The organism is Paraburkholderia ginsengiterrae (assembly GCF_001645125.1).
In the GTDB taxonomy this organism is placed as follows: Bacteria; Pseudomonadota; Gammaproteobacteria; order Burkholderiales; family Burkholderiaceae; genus Paraburkholderia; species Paraburkholderia ginsengiterrae.
This window is the reverse complement of sequence record NZ_LXKA01000044.1, coordinates 69,495-83,698: the sequence shown is the minus strand read 5'-3', so window position 1 is coordinate 83,698 and position 14,204 is coordinate 69,495. Positions and strand designations below refer to the sequence as shown.

At 61.4% G+C, this 14,204-nt stretch carries 15 protein-coding genes; 7 read left to right on the top strand and 8 right to left on the bottom strand.

Annotated features, from left to right (window positions below):
* Positions 1 to 8 precede the first annotated feature (8 nt).
* Positions 9 to 332 carry a hypothetical protein gene (locus A6V37_RS03240; RefSeq protein WP_064266163.1) on the top strand — a complete coding sequence of 108 codons (324 nt, stop codon included), beginning with the start codon at positions 9 to 11 and terminating at the stop codon, positions 330 to 332.
* Positions 333 to 358: 26 nt separating this feature from the next.
* On the opposite strand, the gene A6V37_RS03235 is transcribed toward A6V37_RS03240, so the two are convergent.
* The gene (locus A6V37_RS03235; RefSeq protein ID WP_064266162.1) at positions 359 to 1,138 is read right to left on the bottom strand and encodes a hypothetical protein; all 780 of its coding nucleotides are present in this window, start codon (positions 1,136 to 1,138) and stop codon (positions 359 to 361) included.
* A gap of 184 nt (positions 1,139 to 1,322) precedes the next feature.
* Between A6V37_RS03235 and gcvA the strand changes: the two genes are divergently transcribed.
* The 3 genes from gcvA to A6V37_RS03220 all read left to right on the top strand — a co-directional run bounded on the left by gcvA (position 1,323) and on the right by A6V37_RS03220 (position 4,962).
* On the top strand, positions 1,323 to 2,231 hold the full coding sequence (gene gcvA / locus A6V37_RS03230) for a transcriptional regulator GcvA (protein WP_064266161.1): 909 nt from the start codon (positions 1,323 to 1,325) through the stop codon (positions 2,229 to 2,231).
* Positions 2,232 to 3,269: 1,038 nt separating this feature from the next.
* Entirely contained in the window at positions 3,270 to 4,403 is a 1,134-nt protein-coding gene (locus tag A6V37_RS03225) for a porin (RefSeq protein ID WP_064266160.1), read from the top strand.
* A gap of 205 nt (positions 4,404 to 4,608) precedes the next feature.
* A complete protein-coding gene (locus tag A6V37_RS03220; protein WP_064266159.1) occupies positions 4,609 to 4,962 on the top strand; it encodes a transposase in 354 nt (117 codons plus the stop codon).
* 18 nt (positions 4,963 to 4,980) lie between these two features.
* Here the strand turns inward: A6V37_RS03220 and A6V37_RS03215 are convergent, their stop codons facing one another.
* Positions 4,981 to 5,727: a Crp/Fnr family transcriptional regulator gene (locus tag A6V37_RS03215; protein ID WP_064266158.1), complete on the bottom strand. Its 747-nt coding sequence runs from the start codon at positions 5,725 to 5,727 to the stop codon at positions 4,981 to 4,983.
* Between the two features lie 168 nt (positions 5,728 to 5,895).
* On the opposite strand from A6V37_RS03215, the gene A6V37_RS03210 reads away from it, so the two are divergent.
* Positions 5,896 to 7,527 carry an acyl-CoA synthetase gene (locus A6V37_RS03210; protein WP_064266157.1) on the top strand — a complete coding sequence of 544 codons (1,632 nt, stop codon included), beginning with the start codon at positions 5,896 to 5,898 and terminating at the stop codon, positions 7,525 to 7,527.
* 75 nt (positions 7,528 to 7,602) lie between these two features.
* Here the strand turns inward: A6V37_RS03210 and A6V37_RS03205 are convergent, their stop codons facing one another.
* The 3 genes from A6V37_RS03205 to A6V37_RS03195 form a co-directional block, all read right to left on the bottom strand.
* Positions 7,603 to 7,827 (bottom strand): hypothetical protein, encoded by a 225-nt coding sequence (locus A6V37_RS03205; protein WP_064266156.1) that lies wholly within the window; start codon positions 7,825 to 7,827, stop codon positions 7,603 to 7,605.
* 291 nt (positions 7,828 to 8,118) lie between these two features.
* Positions 8,119 to 8,322: a cold-shock protein gene (locus A6V37_RS03200; protein WP_064266155.1), complete on the bottom strand. Its 204-nt coding sequence runs from the start codon at positions 8,320 to 8,322 to the stop codon at positions 8,119 to 8,121.
* Between the two features lie 297 nt (positions 8,323 to 8,619).
* Entirely contained in the window at positions 8,620 to 9,255 is a 636-nt protein-coding gene (locus A6V37_RS03195; RefSeq protein WP_064285775.1) for a LysE family translocator, read from the bottom strand.
* 362 nt (positions 9,256 to 9,617) lie between these two features.
* Between A6V37_RS03195 and A6V37_RS03190 the strand changes: the two genes are divergently transcribed.
* Complete coding sequence (locus tag A6V37_RS03190) at positions 9,618 to 9,881, top strand: H-NS family nucleoid-associated regulatory protein (RefSeq protein ID WP_064266153.1); 264 nt, start codon at positions 9,618 to 9,620, stop codon at positions 9,879 to 9,881.
* Positions 9,882 to 10,062: 181 nt separating this feature from the next.
* Here A6V37_RS03190 and pcaG read toward each other — a convergent pair whose 3' ends face one another.
* Positions 10,063 to 10,650 (bottom strand): protocatechuate 3,4-dioxygenase subunit alpha, encoded by a 588-nt coding sequence (gene pcaG / locus A6V37_RS03185; RefSeq protein ID WP_064266152.1) that lies wholly within the window; start codon positions 10,648 to 10,650, stop codon positions 10,063 to 10,065.
* Positions 10,651 to 10,653: 3 nt separating this feature from the next.
* Entirely contained in the window at positions 10,654 to 11,358 is a 705-nt protein-coding gene (gene pcaH, locus A6V37_RS03180) for a protocatechuate 3,4-dioxygenase subunit beta (protein WP_064266151.1), read from the bottom strand.
* A 108-nt stretch (positions 11,359 to 11,466) separates the two neighbouring features.
* Between pcaH and pcaQ the strand changes: the two genes are divergently transcribed.
* Positions 11,467 to 12,450: a pca operon transcription factor PcaQ gene (gene pcaQ, locus A6V37_RS03175; RefSeq protein WP_064266150.1), complete on the top strand. Its 984-nt coding sequence runs from the start codon at positions 11,467 to 11,469 to the stop codon at positions 12,448 to 12,450.
* A 160-nt stretch (positions 12,451 to 12,610) separates the two neighbouring features.
* On the opposite strand, the gene A6V37_RS03170 is transcribed toward pcaQ, so the two are convergent.
* Positions 12,611 to 14,191 (bottom strand): cation:proton antiporter, encoded by a 1,581-nt coding sequence (locus tag A6V37_RS03170; RefSeq protein WP_064266149.1) that lies wholly within the window; start codon positions 14,189 to 14,191, stop codon positions 12,611 to 12,613.
* Between the last annotated feature and the right edge of the window lie 13 nt (positions 14,192 to 14,204).

Here is a 14,204-nt window from a genome sequence, read left to right as displayed (position 1 = left end):
GACAGGACGTGAGCGAACAGTTATGGTGCGTCCATATCGAAGGACTCAACGACTTTATTGCGGTCGATTCCCAGCGAGCGGCTGAGCGCGAGGCGCTGGCAATCAACGCTTATATAGACGGCGCCGAGACGGGCCAGCGCGCGGCCGTTTTGAGAGCGGTGGTGGTCGAATGGCCATTCAACCCCGCCGATCACGCGCGCGCGCTGCAAGAAGACTGGCATGACGTTCAGCAGATGCCGCACAGACGACAGGCTGTGCACGAGTCCGATGGCGTATTCGTGAACATGGCGCGACGCGTGAAAAAGCTGGTGTCTGTAGCACGTGGCAAATAACGCCCGGGCGCGTCTGTTGTCTATGGCTACTCTGCTGCGGGCAAGGGGGCCGGGAGCCGCATCCGGTACAAGGAGACGGCGTGTATTGCGAGCGTGCAGAGAATCGCGCAGCCGTACGCGGCAAGCACGTGAAGCCGCGGCAACGTCAGGCTTAGCACATAGAAAAACGCCGCAAAGCCAGGAAGTGCCGCCAGCATGCCGCGGATCAACTGCTGCGCCGCTTCATGGCCGATCATGCGGTGAGCAAACACCGCAAGAATGATTGCCATGAACGGGAACGACGCGAATACGCCACTCGCTTCCGGTCCCACGTAAGGCGCGATCAGTGTCACGCCAATCACGAGGCCGGCAATCAGCGTCATGCGCGAAGGCAAGTCCCACCACGGCGGATTGAGTTTGCTGGTTCTGGTTGTGCCGCTGGGAATGAGATTGAGCACGAGCACGGCGGCCAGGACAGCAATGAGAAAGAGCCCCGCTTGCGATAGCTCGCTCCATTGAAGCAAGCTCGCGACCACGCCGAACGTCGCGCTGCTGCCAGCGAGAGCCACCCACCATCCGCGGGGCGCCAGTCTGCAATAGGCAAAGCAGAAAGCCGCTTGCGCAATCGTTGCGATAAGCGATCCCGCCGTGGCCTGAGCGGCGAACGCCGGTCCATGTTCCAGTGTCAGGAATACCGAAATCGGCCCCGATGTGAGCGGCAACCCCACCAGAAACCCGCCGATCGCTTCGCCCCAGCGGCGCGCGGCGATGCTCGCACCCAATAGCAACAGCGGCGTAAAGACAAGTTTGAAAATTAGTAGATCCATGATCGGAGAAACATCAATAAGAATGGCAATGAGATTCCCACCGCAAACATAATTGAAGCGCCACCCCGCGCATTCCTGCGACTGGCACCTCGCGGCTGCCAGCAAATCTTGACGGCTGCCGCCGCGGCTGACAAACCATTTGTCGTCATATAATGCGTGAGTACAACTCACACGTGTTTCGACTGTGTTCGACCGCCTCCCTCCTTTGCAAACGCTGCGTGCCTTCGAAGCTACCGGACGGCTGTTGAGCATGACGCTGGCTGCCGAGGAACTGCACGTCACCCACGGCGCGGTGAGCCGGCACATCAAGACGCTCGAGAGCCATCTTGGCGTCGCGCTGTTTCAGCGCCTGACCCGGCGCATCGTGCTGACCGAAGCGGGCGCCGAGTTTCTGCTGGCCGTTACCCGCGTGCTGGGAGAACTGACAAAGGAGTCCGAACGTCTTCGTGCCCGCGAGCCGGTGGCGCGTCTGAAGATCAACGCGAGCGTTTCCTTTGCGAATAAGTGGCTCGCCCCGCGACTGCATCGGCTAAAGGCGCTTCACCCTGAACTCGACGTTCACCTCGACGTGACCGACACGTATGTCGATCTGAACGACGGCGAGGTGGATGTGGCCATCCGCTACGGGAGCGGCCGGTATCCGCGCGTCCTTGCTGAGCGGATTCTGGAAGAGACCGTGACCCCGGTTTGCAGTCCCGGGTACCGGGCGAAAATGGGCGGCTTGTCGTCCGTGGTGAGCCTCGCCGGTTGTACCTTGCTGCACGAGGACCGCATGCTGGCCAACTGGGAGCAATGGGTTGCGCTGGCGGGAGTGCATGGCATTCGTAGCGCTCGTGGTCCGACCTACAGTCACGGGAGCATGGCCATCGAGGCGGCAATCCGCGGCGAAGGCGTGGCGCTGGGGCGCAGCGTGATCGTCGCCGATGACATTGCCGCCGGACGTCTGGTAGCGCCGTTCCCACAGTTTCGCCTCAAGGCCGAGCGCGGCCATGACCTCGTCTATCGCATTGGAAGCAGGAACGACCCTAAGGTGTGTGCGCTGCGCGAATGGCTTACCGAGGAAATCCGGCTGTTCCTCGCTCAAACAAGTTGATCGCCGTAGGCGCGAACTGATCCGCCCACGCCAGACGTTTCTACCGGGAACGAGCGGGTGGTCCGGCGATCGCGCGGCGAAGGGCAAGGCCGAGGTCGCTGGATATTAGGGAAACTCCGTGTGAAAAGAGGAATGACCGCGCCGTTATCTAAATACGGAAGGCTGTTTGATTTAATTGCCATCCGCTTTCAGCACGAGTCATGTCACGCGGCGGCCGGCGCCGCAGTTCACCACCGGACAAAGCCCGTGCTGAAAGCTTCCCCTAATGGCGCACGAAATTGGCCACGCTGCCGCAAATGGAATTGGGCTGCTGTGTGCGTTCCATCAGACGGCCTGACGGCGGAATTTATATCGGCGTGCCCGGCAATGAGGGAGTCGTCACACGCATTCCGTCGTGGCCCGCATCCGCAAGGCAGACGTGCCGTTGAGCCAGACCGCTGTGGCGCGTGAAGTTGAAGCGAACCAATTACGTTATTCACGCCTTGAAAGACTTGATTGGCCGAATTCCATTAGGGACGCCCATTGGCGACGTACCGGGAAAGATTAATGTCGCAGCAAAACGTGACAATATATATCCGATTAAGTTCCCGAATTTCTAAAATAAATTTACTCCACACGGAAATGAACCGCAGCAATTGCCTCATTTTCGAGCAATCAGTGCCTTCTGATTTTTAGTGGTTCCGACCCGATTACGTCGGGCATATTAAAACACTGTTGCATGCACACAACTCGCAATATTGAAAAGTTGCAAAATACTTGTGTTAAGAGCATGTGCTGCATGCGCTGTATCTTGCAATAAATGGTGCAAAAACAAAGGCTTAATAGCAAAGCCTCAAGGATTGTTGCTAATTCCGAAAAATCCTGTTGCGTGAATTGCGGGCGTTGGTACCAGGGTGTCCCCCTACACTCACGCTTCGTTTCGAGGGTGCCCGGCTGAGCCGATGCGGTTCAGCAATCAGGGCGGCTGAGTGTGTGATGCACGCGCTGCTGAGGCAAGTCCCGCTCCCCGCGTAAATTTATCGAACAGGAGTACCACGCATGAAAAAGAGTCTCATCGTCGTTGCGGTTGCCGCATCGTTCGCTTCCGTCGCACACGCACAAAGCAGCGTGACCCTGTACGGTCTGCTGGATGCGGGCCTGACGTACACGAGCAACGTCAACCACAACGCAAAGTGGGCAGCAGGTAGCGGCGGCATCAACCAGAGCATGTTCGGCCTGCGCGGTTCGGAAGATCTGGGCGGCGGTCTGAAGGCAATCTTCACGTTGGAAAGCGGCTTCAACATCAACAACGGCAAGTTCGCTAACAACAACGGCATGTTCAACCGTCAAGCGTTCGTCGGTCTGTCGAGCGCGCAATTCGGTACGGTCACGCTGGGCCGTCAATACGACGCAGCTCAAGACTACCTGGCACCGCTGACCGCAACGGGCAGCTGGGGCGGTACGTACTTCGCGCACCCGTTCAACAACGACAACCTGAGCACGAACGGCGGCTACGCAGTCAACAACTCGATCAAGTACGCGAGCGCTAACTACGCTGGCTTCCAGTTCGGCGGCACGTACGGCTTCTCGAACCAGGCTGGCGCATTCGCAAACAACCGCGAATACAGCGTCGGTGCTGCATACCAGTGGCAAGGCCTGAAGTTGGGCGCGGCTTACGCACAGCAAAACAACCCGGGCGCGGCTAACAACGGCGCTTCGGACGGCTCGTACGTCAACGCGCTGGCTGGCAACGTCGGCAACTTCCGTCAGCGTGAATTCGGCGCTGCTGGTTCGTACGCATTCGGCCCGGCTACCGTCGGTCTGGCATGGACGCAATCGCGTTCGGACAACTTCACGGTTGGCCATCAATCGCTGCGCGCCAACAACTACGAAGTCAACGGCAAGTACAACGTGACCCCGGCTCTGGGCCTGGGCGTTGCTTACACGTTCACGGACGGCAAGGGCTACGGCGTTGGCGCAAACGGCGGTTCGGAGTCGGTGCGCTACCACCAGATCGGCCTGCAGGCTGACTACGCGCTGTCGCGTCGCACGGACGTCTACGCTCAAGCCGTGTACCAGCACGCAATGGGCGACGGCGGTGTCGCTTCGATCTACAGCGGCGACGTGACGCAACTGCCGTCGTCGTCGAAGAACCAGACGGCTGCTACGGTCGGTCTGCGTCACCGCTTCTAAGCTTTAACAGAAGCTGGTTGTAGTGCAAAAAAGGTGCCGCTCGCGGCACCTTTTTTTATGCGCGCGGATTTCGCTGCGGAGACTTCTTCTAACAAGAGTTAACCTTCGCGAAAGCGTGCTTGGGTTAGTCTGAAATTCATTGATTGATCGACCCTGTCTCGCCGCGTTGCCAGCAAGGAGCGCGGCAAGTGTGCATGTTCACTGCATGAATATTCCCGCTTCGAATCCCTCGCCCCACTCGCCGCCCATTCGGGATCTGACCGATGAGCAATGGCATCGCATCGCGCCGCTACTGCCCGAAATGCAGGAGCACGGCCCGCGGCGCGGCCGCCCCAGCATCGATATCCGCTGGGTGATGAATAGCGTGATGTGGGTGTTGCACGCGCGCGCGCCCTGGAGCGCGATGCCCGACCGATATGCGCCGTATCAAACGGCGCACCGCTATTACCTGCGCTGGAAGAAGTCAGGCGTGCTGGCCAGCATTGCCTTCGCGCTGTTCGGCACAGATGCGGTGCTGGAGCGCCCCATCACGCGCAGGAGCGATGCGCGCGCCGTTTAGGTCGTTCATTCTGAACGGCTAGATCTGCTCCCGGCCGAACGCGCCTAAGCGTTCGAGATCGAGCACGTCGATCTGGTTGTACGAGAGGCGCAGAATCTGCAGCCGCTCGAGGTTTTGCAGCGCCTGATTGATCCGCTGGCGCGATACACCTGCCAACAGACCGACTTCTTCCTGGGAAATTGTGAGGGTGCGCCCCGTGTCCGGATAGAGATCCGGGTTGAACAGTTGCGCGAGCGACTGCGCGACTCGTGCGTCCACATCCAGCAACCGGCTATTCTGAATCGACGCGATGAATTCCCCCATCCGATTGTTCAGTTGCCGGATCACGAAGCCGGTGAACGGCAGGCTCGACTCGAGCAAAGCATGGAACGTGTCTGACGGCACGAACATGACGAGGGAAGGCTGAATCGCCGCAACGTCGTATTTGCGCAGTTCGCGCTTGATCACGCTGCCTTCGCCGAACCACCCGCCGTGCGGCACGCCGGACAGCGTGCAACTGCGGCCCGAGGCGCTATAGATGGCAAGCTTGATGAGACCGGAATGCACACCGATCCAGTAGTCCGACGGTTCCTGGCGGCGCGCGATCCACGCCCCGCCTTCCAGATGCTCCGCGTGCGCGCTCGCCAGCACCATCGCCTGATGCTCGGCAGCAAGTGCCCGAAACCATGCGCAGGTGCCGAACAACCGCGGCAGATCGGCGTGCGCGACGCGTTCCGGCCGGTGCGGGCGGGCGTCTACGGAGGCGGTCAGCGGTGCGTCGGTCATAAGCGGCTTGCAGGGCGAGTGGGGTGTGGGTGGGTTCAGGCGCGCATCGAAGCGTTCGGGCACGCCACTCTGTCATTTGAATGACAGACAGTTCACCATGACGCTTGGTAGGCTAGTTCATCAATCAGAATAATCGACGGCGCGGTCGGCGCCTTAGGAGACGATGCGATGAAGCACATGTTCGAAGAGGGCCTCGAGCGCCGTGAGGCCAACTATATTCCGCTAACGCCAATCGATTTCATCGTGCGTGCCGCGCAAGTTTACGGCGAGCGGCCGGCGGTCGTCCATGGGGAGATTCGCCGCAACTGGCGCGAGACCTTTGAGCGCGCGCGGCGTCTGGCCAGTGCGTTGCGCGAGGCGGGCATCGAGCGCGGCGATACGGTCGCCGCCCTGCTGCCCAATATTCCTCCGATGATAGAAGCGCACTTCGGCGTGCCGATGGCCGGCGCGGTGCTCAATACGCTGAATACGCGGCTCGACGTGTCGTCGCTATTGTTCATGCTGCGGCATGGCGAGGCGAAGGCGCTGATCGTCGATACGGAATACGGCGAGGTCGCTCATCGCGCCACGCTGGAATTCCCGGAGCTACGCGTGATCAGCGTGGCGGACGCCATGCCTGCCGACGCCGCGCAATTTACGCGCGCGACGGACTATGAAGCGTTTTTGCAATCCGGCGACCCCGAATTCGCATGGACCACGCCGGCCGACGAGTGGGACGCCATTGCGCTGAACTACACTTCGGGCACGACCGGCGACCCGAAGGGCGTGGTCTACCATCATCGCGGCGCGTATCTGAATGCGCTCAGCAACATCCTCGAATGGGACATGCCCAAGCATGCGGTCTACCTCTGGACCCTGCCGCTATTCCATTGCAACGGCTGGTGCTTTCCGTGGACGGTTGCCGCGCGTGCGGGCGTCAACGTCTGTCTGCGCAAATTCGACGCGAAGACCGTGTTCGACCTGATTCGCCGCGAGGGCATCACGCATTATTGCGGTGCGCCGATTGTGCAGAGCGCGCTCGCGAATGCGCCGGCCGAATGGCGCGAGGGCATCACGCATCGCGTGTCGACCATGGTCGCCGGCGCGGCGCCGCCATCCGCGGTGATCGCGAAGATGAAAGAGATCGGTTTCGACCTGACTCATGTATACGGACTCACCGAGACCTACGGCCCCGCCGCCGTCTGCGCGAAGCAGGAAGCGTGGGAGGCGCTCGACGACAACGCGCGCGCCGAGCTGAATGCGCGGCAAGGCGTGCGCTATCACCTTCAGGCAGCGGTGACCGTGCTCGACCCGGACACGCTCGCACCCGTGCCCGACGACGGCGAGACGATCGGCGAGATCATGTTCCGCGGCAACATCTGCATGAAGGGGTATCTGAAGAACGCACGCGCTACGGAAGCCACCTTCGCGGGCGGCTGGTTTCATACCGGCGATTTAGGCGTGCGGATGCCCGACGGCTATATCCGCATTCGCGATCGCAGCAAGGACATCATCATTTCGGGCGGCGAGAACATTTCGAGCATTGAGGTCGAAGACGCGCTGTACCGGCACCCTGCGGTGTCGGTGGCCGCTGTGGTGGCGATGGACGATCCGAAATGGGGCGAGGTGCCCTGCGCCTTCGTCGAACTCAGGGAAGGCGCCCAGGTGAGCGCCGAAGAGATCATCGCGCATTGCCGGCAGTTTCTTGCGGGATACAAGCTGCCGAAAGCGGTGCGCTTCGGCGAATTGCCGAAGACGTCGACGGGAAAAATTCAGAAGTTCGAACTACGCGCGCGGCTCAAGGCAGAAGGAAAATCGTAGCGCCGCAGCGCGCGTGACGGCGTGGCGCGCTGCATGGCGCGCAACGTCCGACGTGTCATTCGGCGCAATGCGCGCTCAGCCGCGCGTATCGACCCAGTGCCGGGCCCAACGTGCGGAATGCTGCAGGGCCTGTTCTTCGTTCGTGAAGTAGTCGAGCGAATAGAACTGGTAGCGCCCATCGGTGCGCGCACTGTTGGCGCGTTCGAGCAGCAGGTTGGATGAAAAAGTACCGTCGGGCAAACGATGCGCCGAGGGTTTGACGGCATAGCCGTTGTAGTAGTGAGCAGATTTGTTTTGCATTTTAATTTTTTAATAGTGTTCGAGTGCGCAGCTGCCTTGCGGACCCTTGCACGAGTCACGCGGACAAGCAGATTCAAGCCATTGCGAGCCGAATCGTGACGCAGTCGGAAAAGCGAAAAATGGGCGTTGAAGCCGGAGGGGAGAATGAGGTGCAACGAGGCGTTTGGCGCTTAGGCAAGCCGCTCGCATAAAACGCGGCTAAAAAGCGATTGCGCCAACTGTGGGAGACAAAGCTCCGCGAGGATGTCGCTGCAACCCGGTGTCCGTTGCCGGACACCGAGCCCTTCAAACTTACAGCGGCGTGATGTTAGCCGCTTGCAGACCCTTCGGGCCTTGCTTCGTTTCGAAGCTCACCTTTTGACCCTCAGCCAGCGTCTTGAAGCCACTGCCGCCGATTTCGGAGAAGTGCGCGAACAGGTCGTCGCCGCCCTTGTCCGGGGTGATGAAGCCAAAGCCTTTGCTGTCGTTGAACCACTTAACGGTACCGGTATCCATGATGAAACCTTGAGTAAAAATAGAATGATGTGCTCTGTGAACGAGCGGAAGAAGCGTCAAGGAGGGAGAGGACAACGAATACCGCTGGGGGGAGCGAGACATTGATGAACAGCTATCGGACTTCTTGAAACTCTGGCGACACGATAACTGCCACGGTGTGTTGGCGTCAACCAATAACTTGTAACTGTTTTTTCAAGCGCCGTGAAGTTCCTGCGCCAGGCACATGACGGTAAGGCCCTGGTTGCCCGCTTGCCGTGCCGCGACGCGGCAAGCGGACAGCCAGGCGGCAGCGCTAGTTCAGATACCCACCTTATGCGCCGTCAGGATCAGGCGCAATCCAAGCGCGGTCACTGCGCTCGCGGCGACGCGATCGATCCAGGCTTTCCATTGCAGATAGACTTCGCGGGGACGCTTGCTCGAAAAGCACAGCGCCACGATCGTGTACCAGCCCGCTTCGATAGTGAAGATGGCCGGCGGCAAGGCAAAGTAGCACCACAGCGGCGGATGTTGCGGAAGCAGGGCCGCGAAGATACTGCCGTAGTAGACCGCTGTCTTCGGGTTGCTGAGTTGAGTGCTCAAACCGATCCAGAACGATTTGCGTGCGTTGGTCGTGGCGGCTTGTGCCGCGTCGAATGCGAGTGGTTTGGCGGCGCCGCGCCAGATTTTCGACGCAAGATAGATCAGGTAGAGACCGCCCGCCACTTTCAGGCCGATGTAGAGCCACTCGACGGTGGCCAGCAGCGTATAGAGCCCGAGCAACGCAATACCGCTAAAGAAGACGCCGCCAATGCCCATGGCGAGCGCGGTGGCGAGGCCGTCGCCGCGCGATAGTCCGATCGAGTTGCGCGCGACGATGACAAAGCTCGGTCCTGGGCTCATGGCGCCCAGCAGGAGCGCGGCAAGGATGGTGATAATGGCGGTTGAAGCGGGCATGTCGTGGGTCTCCTATGCGCTAATGCGTCCAATGCTAAATGAAAAGCCCGGCACTGTAGACAACAATCCGTTACGTCAAGCAAAAGAACTTGAATGCTAGAATGACTTTCCATACGCTGCAGCAGCCTCGGGGCACGGGGCGAAACACGAGCGACGGGCGCTGTTCGAACCGGTTGCCGGCGAATCCCCATTATCCAAGATTGACTGAGCATGTTTCCAGGTGCGATTCGCTCCGCATCAGGAAAGGCGTCGTGAGTCCGATTTGCATTCGAGCCGTCTGAATTAAGCCTCGGTTTCGAGTTATTTAACAATATCTTTGTTGGTTCCAACGCGAGCTTGAGTAGCCGCGATACCGATACGTTATGAAAAAGCGAGAAGAACAACAGTCGTTCGACTTCGACGGGAATGCGCGTGAGCGTCTGGTCGTTTGGATCCGCCGCCGCATGGACGAATACGGCATTACGCTGGAAGCGCTTGCCGAGTCGATCGAAGCCGACGCAGCCGCGGTCCCGGTGATCATGTACCGCGACGCCTACGGAAATACGTGGGACGGTCGTGGCGAGAAGCCGGACTGGCTTAAGCGCGCCACGTACGCCGGACAGAACATCGAACATTTCCGCTGTTGAATGGGGAGTGGGGCGTCAGATTGCTTCGATGTCCCAACTGATGGGCGAGCTGCTGCAGACACAAAAGCCGAAAAAAAGCCCGCGCAAGGCGGGCTCAACTACTCGGAGTTTCGCGATCCAGTCGCAAGACGGATCATGACCAGTGTAGGTGAAAGCTATCTGAAAGTATAGAAAAACCGCATCACAGGTCGAAGAATACGGTTTCCTTATCGCCCTGCATGTGGATATCGAAGCGGTACACGTTGGCCACATCCGGTTCGCGGCGCGCGATCAGCGTGCCGCGCCGGTCCGCTGGAACCGCTGCCAGCACGGGGTCTTTCTCGTTGGCCGCAGCTTCGTCTTCGAAATAAATGCGCGTGAAGGTGTGCAGCAGCATGCCGCGCATCGTCAGCGTTACCTTCAAATGCGGTGCTTCGTCCGGGCTGGCGCGGCCGGGTTTCACCGTTTCCACGACAAAGCGCTTGTGCGGATCCGTACCGGTGCCGACGCGCGCAAAGCCGCGAAAACCTGTCTTCAGGACTTCCTCGCGCGATTCCGGGTAGTGGCCATTCGCGTCCACTTGCGAGACTTCGAGCATCGCATCGCCAATTATCTTGCCGTCGCCGTCGAATACCTGGCCGACGATCGTGATGTGTTCGCCGGCCGCCTCGCGGTCGGCCAGAACGGGCGTGAACAGGCTCTTGAAGTCGAAGTCGTATTGCTGCGGGCACAGACCGTACGCGAAGTAGGGCCCAACGGTTTGCGAAGGCGTTTGCTTGAGAGTGGTCATGGCTTAGCGCTCCATCGGCGTTTCGTTGCGGCCGCGCAGCACGATGTCGAAGTCGTAGCCGAGCGCATAGGCCTCTTGCGTGGTGTCCAGCGAAAAATTCGCGATCAGGCGGTCGCGTGCGTGCTCCGGCGTGCCCTGGAAAATCGGGTCGAAGGCCAGCAGCGGGTCGCCAGGGAAATACATCTGCGTGACGAGGCGTGAGCCGAAATGGTCGCCGAACAGCGAAAAGTGGATATGGTTCGGGCGCCACGCATTCGGATGATTGCCCCACGGATACGCGCCTGGCTTGATCGTCAGGAAGCGGTAGCGGCCGTCGTTATCGGTGATGCAGCGGCCCGCGCCGAGGAAGTTCGGGTCGAGCGGCGCGTCGTGCTGGTCGGCCTTGTGCACATAGCGGCCGGCGGCGTTCGCCTGCCAGATTTCGACCAGCGTATTGCGCACCGGGCGGCCGCCCTCGTCGAGCACACGGCCCGTCACGATGATGCGTTCGCCAAGCGGCTCGCCGTTGCGCACCGCATTGCGCGTGAGATCGTGGTCGAGTTCGCCGAGATCTTCCGTGCCATAGACCGGCACGTGCTGGTCGCGCAGCTTTTCCTTCAGCGGAATCAGCGGACGCGTGGGGCCGCGTTTAACCGACGAACCGTAGCCGGGATAGATATAGGCCGGGTGGGACGCGAAGTCGCGCGCGCTGAGAAGGGAATCGTCCATCAGTGTCTCCTTCGAGGAATTGTGGGGTACGACGTGATGGAAGGACTTTAACCAACCCGGAAGGTTATGAAAAATGACGTTTTCACCCTTTTCGTATAACCTGCCGTTATGCAACGCAGCCTCGCGGACAGCCGCGTCAAATTCCGTCATCTTCAGTGCTTTCTGGCCGTCGCGCAGTTCGGCAGCGTCCAGCGAGCGGCTGACAGCCTGTCGATCACACAGCCTGCCGTCTCCAAGACAGTCACCGAACTCGAGGACATTCTCGGCGTGAAGCTGTTCGAGCGCGGCCGCCACGGCGCCGTGCCGACCCGCGAGGGGCAGCTCTTCATGCCGCACGCCAGTGCCTGCGTGAGCGCGCTGCGGCAAGGCGTCGACCTGCTCGCGCGAGCGGAAGGCGCGGCCGCTGCCACACTGGAGATCGGCATCTTGCCAACGGTCGCGGCGGCGTTGATGCCGCCGGCGCTGAAGCAGTTCGCCGCGCTTTGGCCGCGCGTGATTGTGCGTCTGGCGACGGGCGCCAACCCGGAATTGCTCGAGCGCCTGAAAGCGGGCGCGATCGAATTTGCAATCGGGCGTCTGGCCGATCCGGAGCGGATGGTCGGGCTCAGTTTCGAGCAACTGTTCAGCGAGCCGTTGATCGCGGTGGTGCGGGCGGGGCATCCGCTGGCGTCCGGTGCGGGTTTGCCGGCCACGTCGCTGGAAGATTTTCCCGTTGTGCTGCCGCCCTTCGGCACGTTGATCCGGCAATCGGCGGAGAGCTTGTTGAGTGCGTGGGGCGTGCCGCCCCTGTCGGCGTTCGTCGAAGTGCTGTCGGTCTCCACAGGCCGGGCGTTGACGCTGGAAAACGGCGCGGTGTGGTTCGTGCCGCTGAGCGCCGTGGAGTACGAGCTTGCGCACGGCATGCTGGTGCGTTTGCCGTTGCCGTTTGCTGGAACCGGTGAACCGGTTGGGTTGATCCGCCGCTCGGATACGCAGCCGTCGCCCGTCGGCCGGGCCTTTATCGAAGCCGTGCGCGACGTTGCACGACAGCGCATGGCGGCAGCCGCGGAGAAGCGCGAGGGCAAAGGGTCGCGAAAACGGAGCCGCACGTAGGGCGTCTGGTATTTCAAAGGGCGGTGTGTTGATTTCCGCCGAATTCTGACCCACGGACCGCTCAATCCATGAACCTGGCCGCGGCGCGCTTCGGGCGACGGCTGCGTCGAAGCAGTCCGTGCATTGAAGCTCCGAAGGTGACGCGCCCGGCGCGTAGCCTTTACGGTTCGAGTAGGCGCAACAGGCGAAGCTCTTCGAGATCGAGTTCGGATTCGATGCGATGCAAGACCCCATCATCGACCTTGCCGTCGCGATGCAGGCCAAGGAGCGCCTCGCGTGACGTGCCGACCAGCTTCAGTTCGATACGCAGAAAGTGCGCGCGGCCTTCGACCCGTTCCGCTCCCAGCGCATACGCGTCTTCATTCGCTGTGACGCGGATCCGGTATTCGGCGAGCAGGCGCTCGAGCGCCACGCGCTCGAAACCGGACGCCTGTTTGTCCATCTCTTCGAGTACGGCGAGCGAAGCCCCGAAGGTGCGCGCGCGCGTCTCGTGCTCGGACATGGTCTGCCGCGCGAGCGGGCGCAGCTTCAGCAGATGGATGAGCGGCGCAAGACTGCCGCCCTGCACGACGAGCGTCGCAATGATAAGCAGAAAGGTGCTGAAGACGATCAGGTCGCGGCCCGGGAAATTGCCCGGCAACGCGAGCGCGGCTGCGAGACTTACCACGCCGCGCATGCCGGCCCATCCCAGCACGACGGCCTCGCCGGCCGACCACGGCTGGCTGCCCGTACGCTTCGCGAGCATGCGGCTCGGCAGCCAGATCGCGGCAAACACCCACAGAAGGCGGACTGCAATCGCAGCCACTGTGGCAGGCAGCGCGACCCGCAAGCCGGCCATCAAGACGGCGACTTCATAATTCACGCGCGCGAGGATGCCGTGCAGCGCGAGGCCGATCAGGATAAAGACGAGCGCGTCGAGCGCGAACACGATCGCCTCCCAGGTCGCCTTGGCCTTGATGCGCATGGCGGCATCGAACACGCGATGCTGGCGGATGCCTAACACGAGCCCGCAGGTCACGACAGACAGCACACCCGAGCCGCCGACCGCATCTGCAAGCCCGTAGCTCGCCCAGGCCATCACGAAGGTCACGACGATGCCGAGCATGGCATCGGAGAGGCGCTGCAGCACCCAGCACATCGCCTCCCCACACGCGAGGCCGACCACGACGCCGATCAGTGTCAGCGAAAAAAACAGGCCCGTTGCGCTCGCGACCGTGATAGTCGCGGCAAGCGCGGCCGAGACCGCCACCTGATAGAGCAGCAGGCCCGACGCGTCGTTCACGAGGCTCTCGCCTTCGAGCACGGCGACGAGCCTCGCCGGCAGCGGGTGGCGCTGCAGGATCGCCTTCGCGGCCACCGCATCGGGCGGCGAGACGATCGCGCCCAGCGCGAAGCAGGCGGCCCATGGCAGGCCCGGGTTGAACGCATGCACGGCAACGGCGACCGCGGCGGTCGTGACCGTGACCGCGCCCAGCACGAGGGAAACGATCGTGCCGAGCTCCGCGCGGAATTCCTTCCATGCGGTGTAGAACGAGCTCGACATAAGGAGTGGCGGCAATACGGCCGCGAGCAGCAGGTTCGGGTCCATGTCGGGCGCGCGCTTGCCCGCGACCGCGATTACGCAGCCACCGAGCAGCAACACGACGGCGGGGGGGATCGCGACGCGCTCGGCGAGCCAGGTGAGCGCGCCCGCGCCGCAGATCAACAACAGCAGGTAATGAAAGAGTTCGACGTTGTTCATGCGCGTGCAGGCG

Coding starts and splice junctions, on each gene's coding strand:
- A6V37_RS03195 (WP_064285775.1), bottom strand. CDS start 9,255: ATGCCCGCTTCAACCGCCATTATCACCATCCTTGCCGCGCTCCTGCTG.
- A6V37_RS03200 (WP_064266155.1), bottom strand. CDS start 8,322: ATGGATACCGGTACCGTTAAGTGGTTCAACGACAGCAAAGGCTTTGGC.
- A6V37_RS03210 (WP_064266157.1), top strand. CDS start 5,896: ATGAAGCACATGTTCGAAGAGGGCCTCGAGCGCCGTGAGGCCAACTAT.
- pcaQ (WP_064266150.1), top strand. CDS start 11,467: ATGCAACGCAGCCTCGCGGACAGCCGCGTCAAATTCCGTCATCTTCAG.
- pcaH (WP_064266151.1), bottom strand. CDS start 11,358: ATGGACGATTCCCTTCTCAGCGCGCGCGACTTCGCGTCCCACCCGGCC.
- A6V37_RS03215 (WP_064266158.1), bottom strand. CDS start 5,727: ATGACCGACGCACCGCTGACCGCCTCCGTAGACGCCCGCCCGCACCGG.
- A6V37_RS03235 (WP_064266162.1), bottom strand. CDS start 1,138: ATGGATCTACTAATTTTCAAACTTGTCTTTACGCCGCTGTTGCTATTG.
- A6V37_RS03220 (WP_064266159.1), top strand. CDS start 4,609: ATGAATATTCCCGCTTCGAATCCCTCGCCCCACTCGCCGCCCATTCGG.
- A6V37_RS03170 (WP_064266149.1), bottom strand. CDS start 14,191: ATGAACAACGTCGAACTCTTTCATTACCTGCTGTTGTTGATCTGCGGC.
- pcaG (WP_064266152.1), bottom strand. CDS start 10,650: ATGACCACTCTCAAGCAAACGCCTTCGCAAACCGTTGGGCCCTACTTC.
- A6V37_RS03225 (WP_064266160.1), top strand. CDS start 3,270: ATGAAAAAGAGTCTCATCGTCGTTGCGGTTGCCGCATCGTTCGCTTCC.
- A6V37_RS03205 (WP_064266156.1), bottom strand. CDS start 7,827: ATGCAAAACAAATCTGCTCACTACTACAACGGCTATGCCGTCAAACCC.
- A6V37_RS03190 (WP_064266153.1), top strand. CDS start 9,618: ATGAAAAAGCGAGAAGAACAACAGTCGTTCGACTTCGACGGGAATGCG.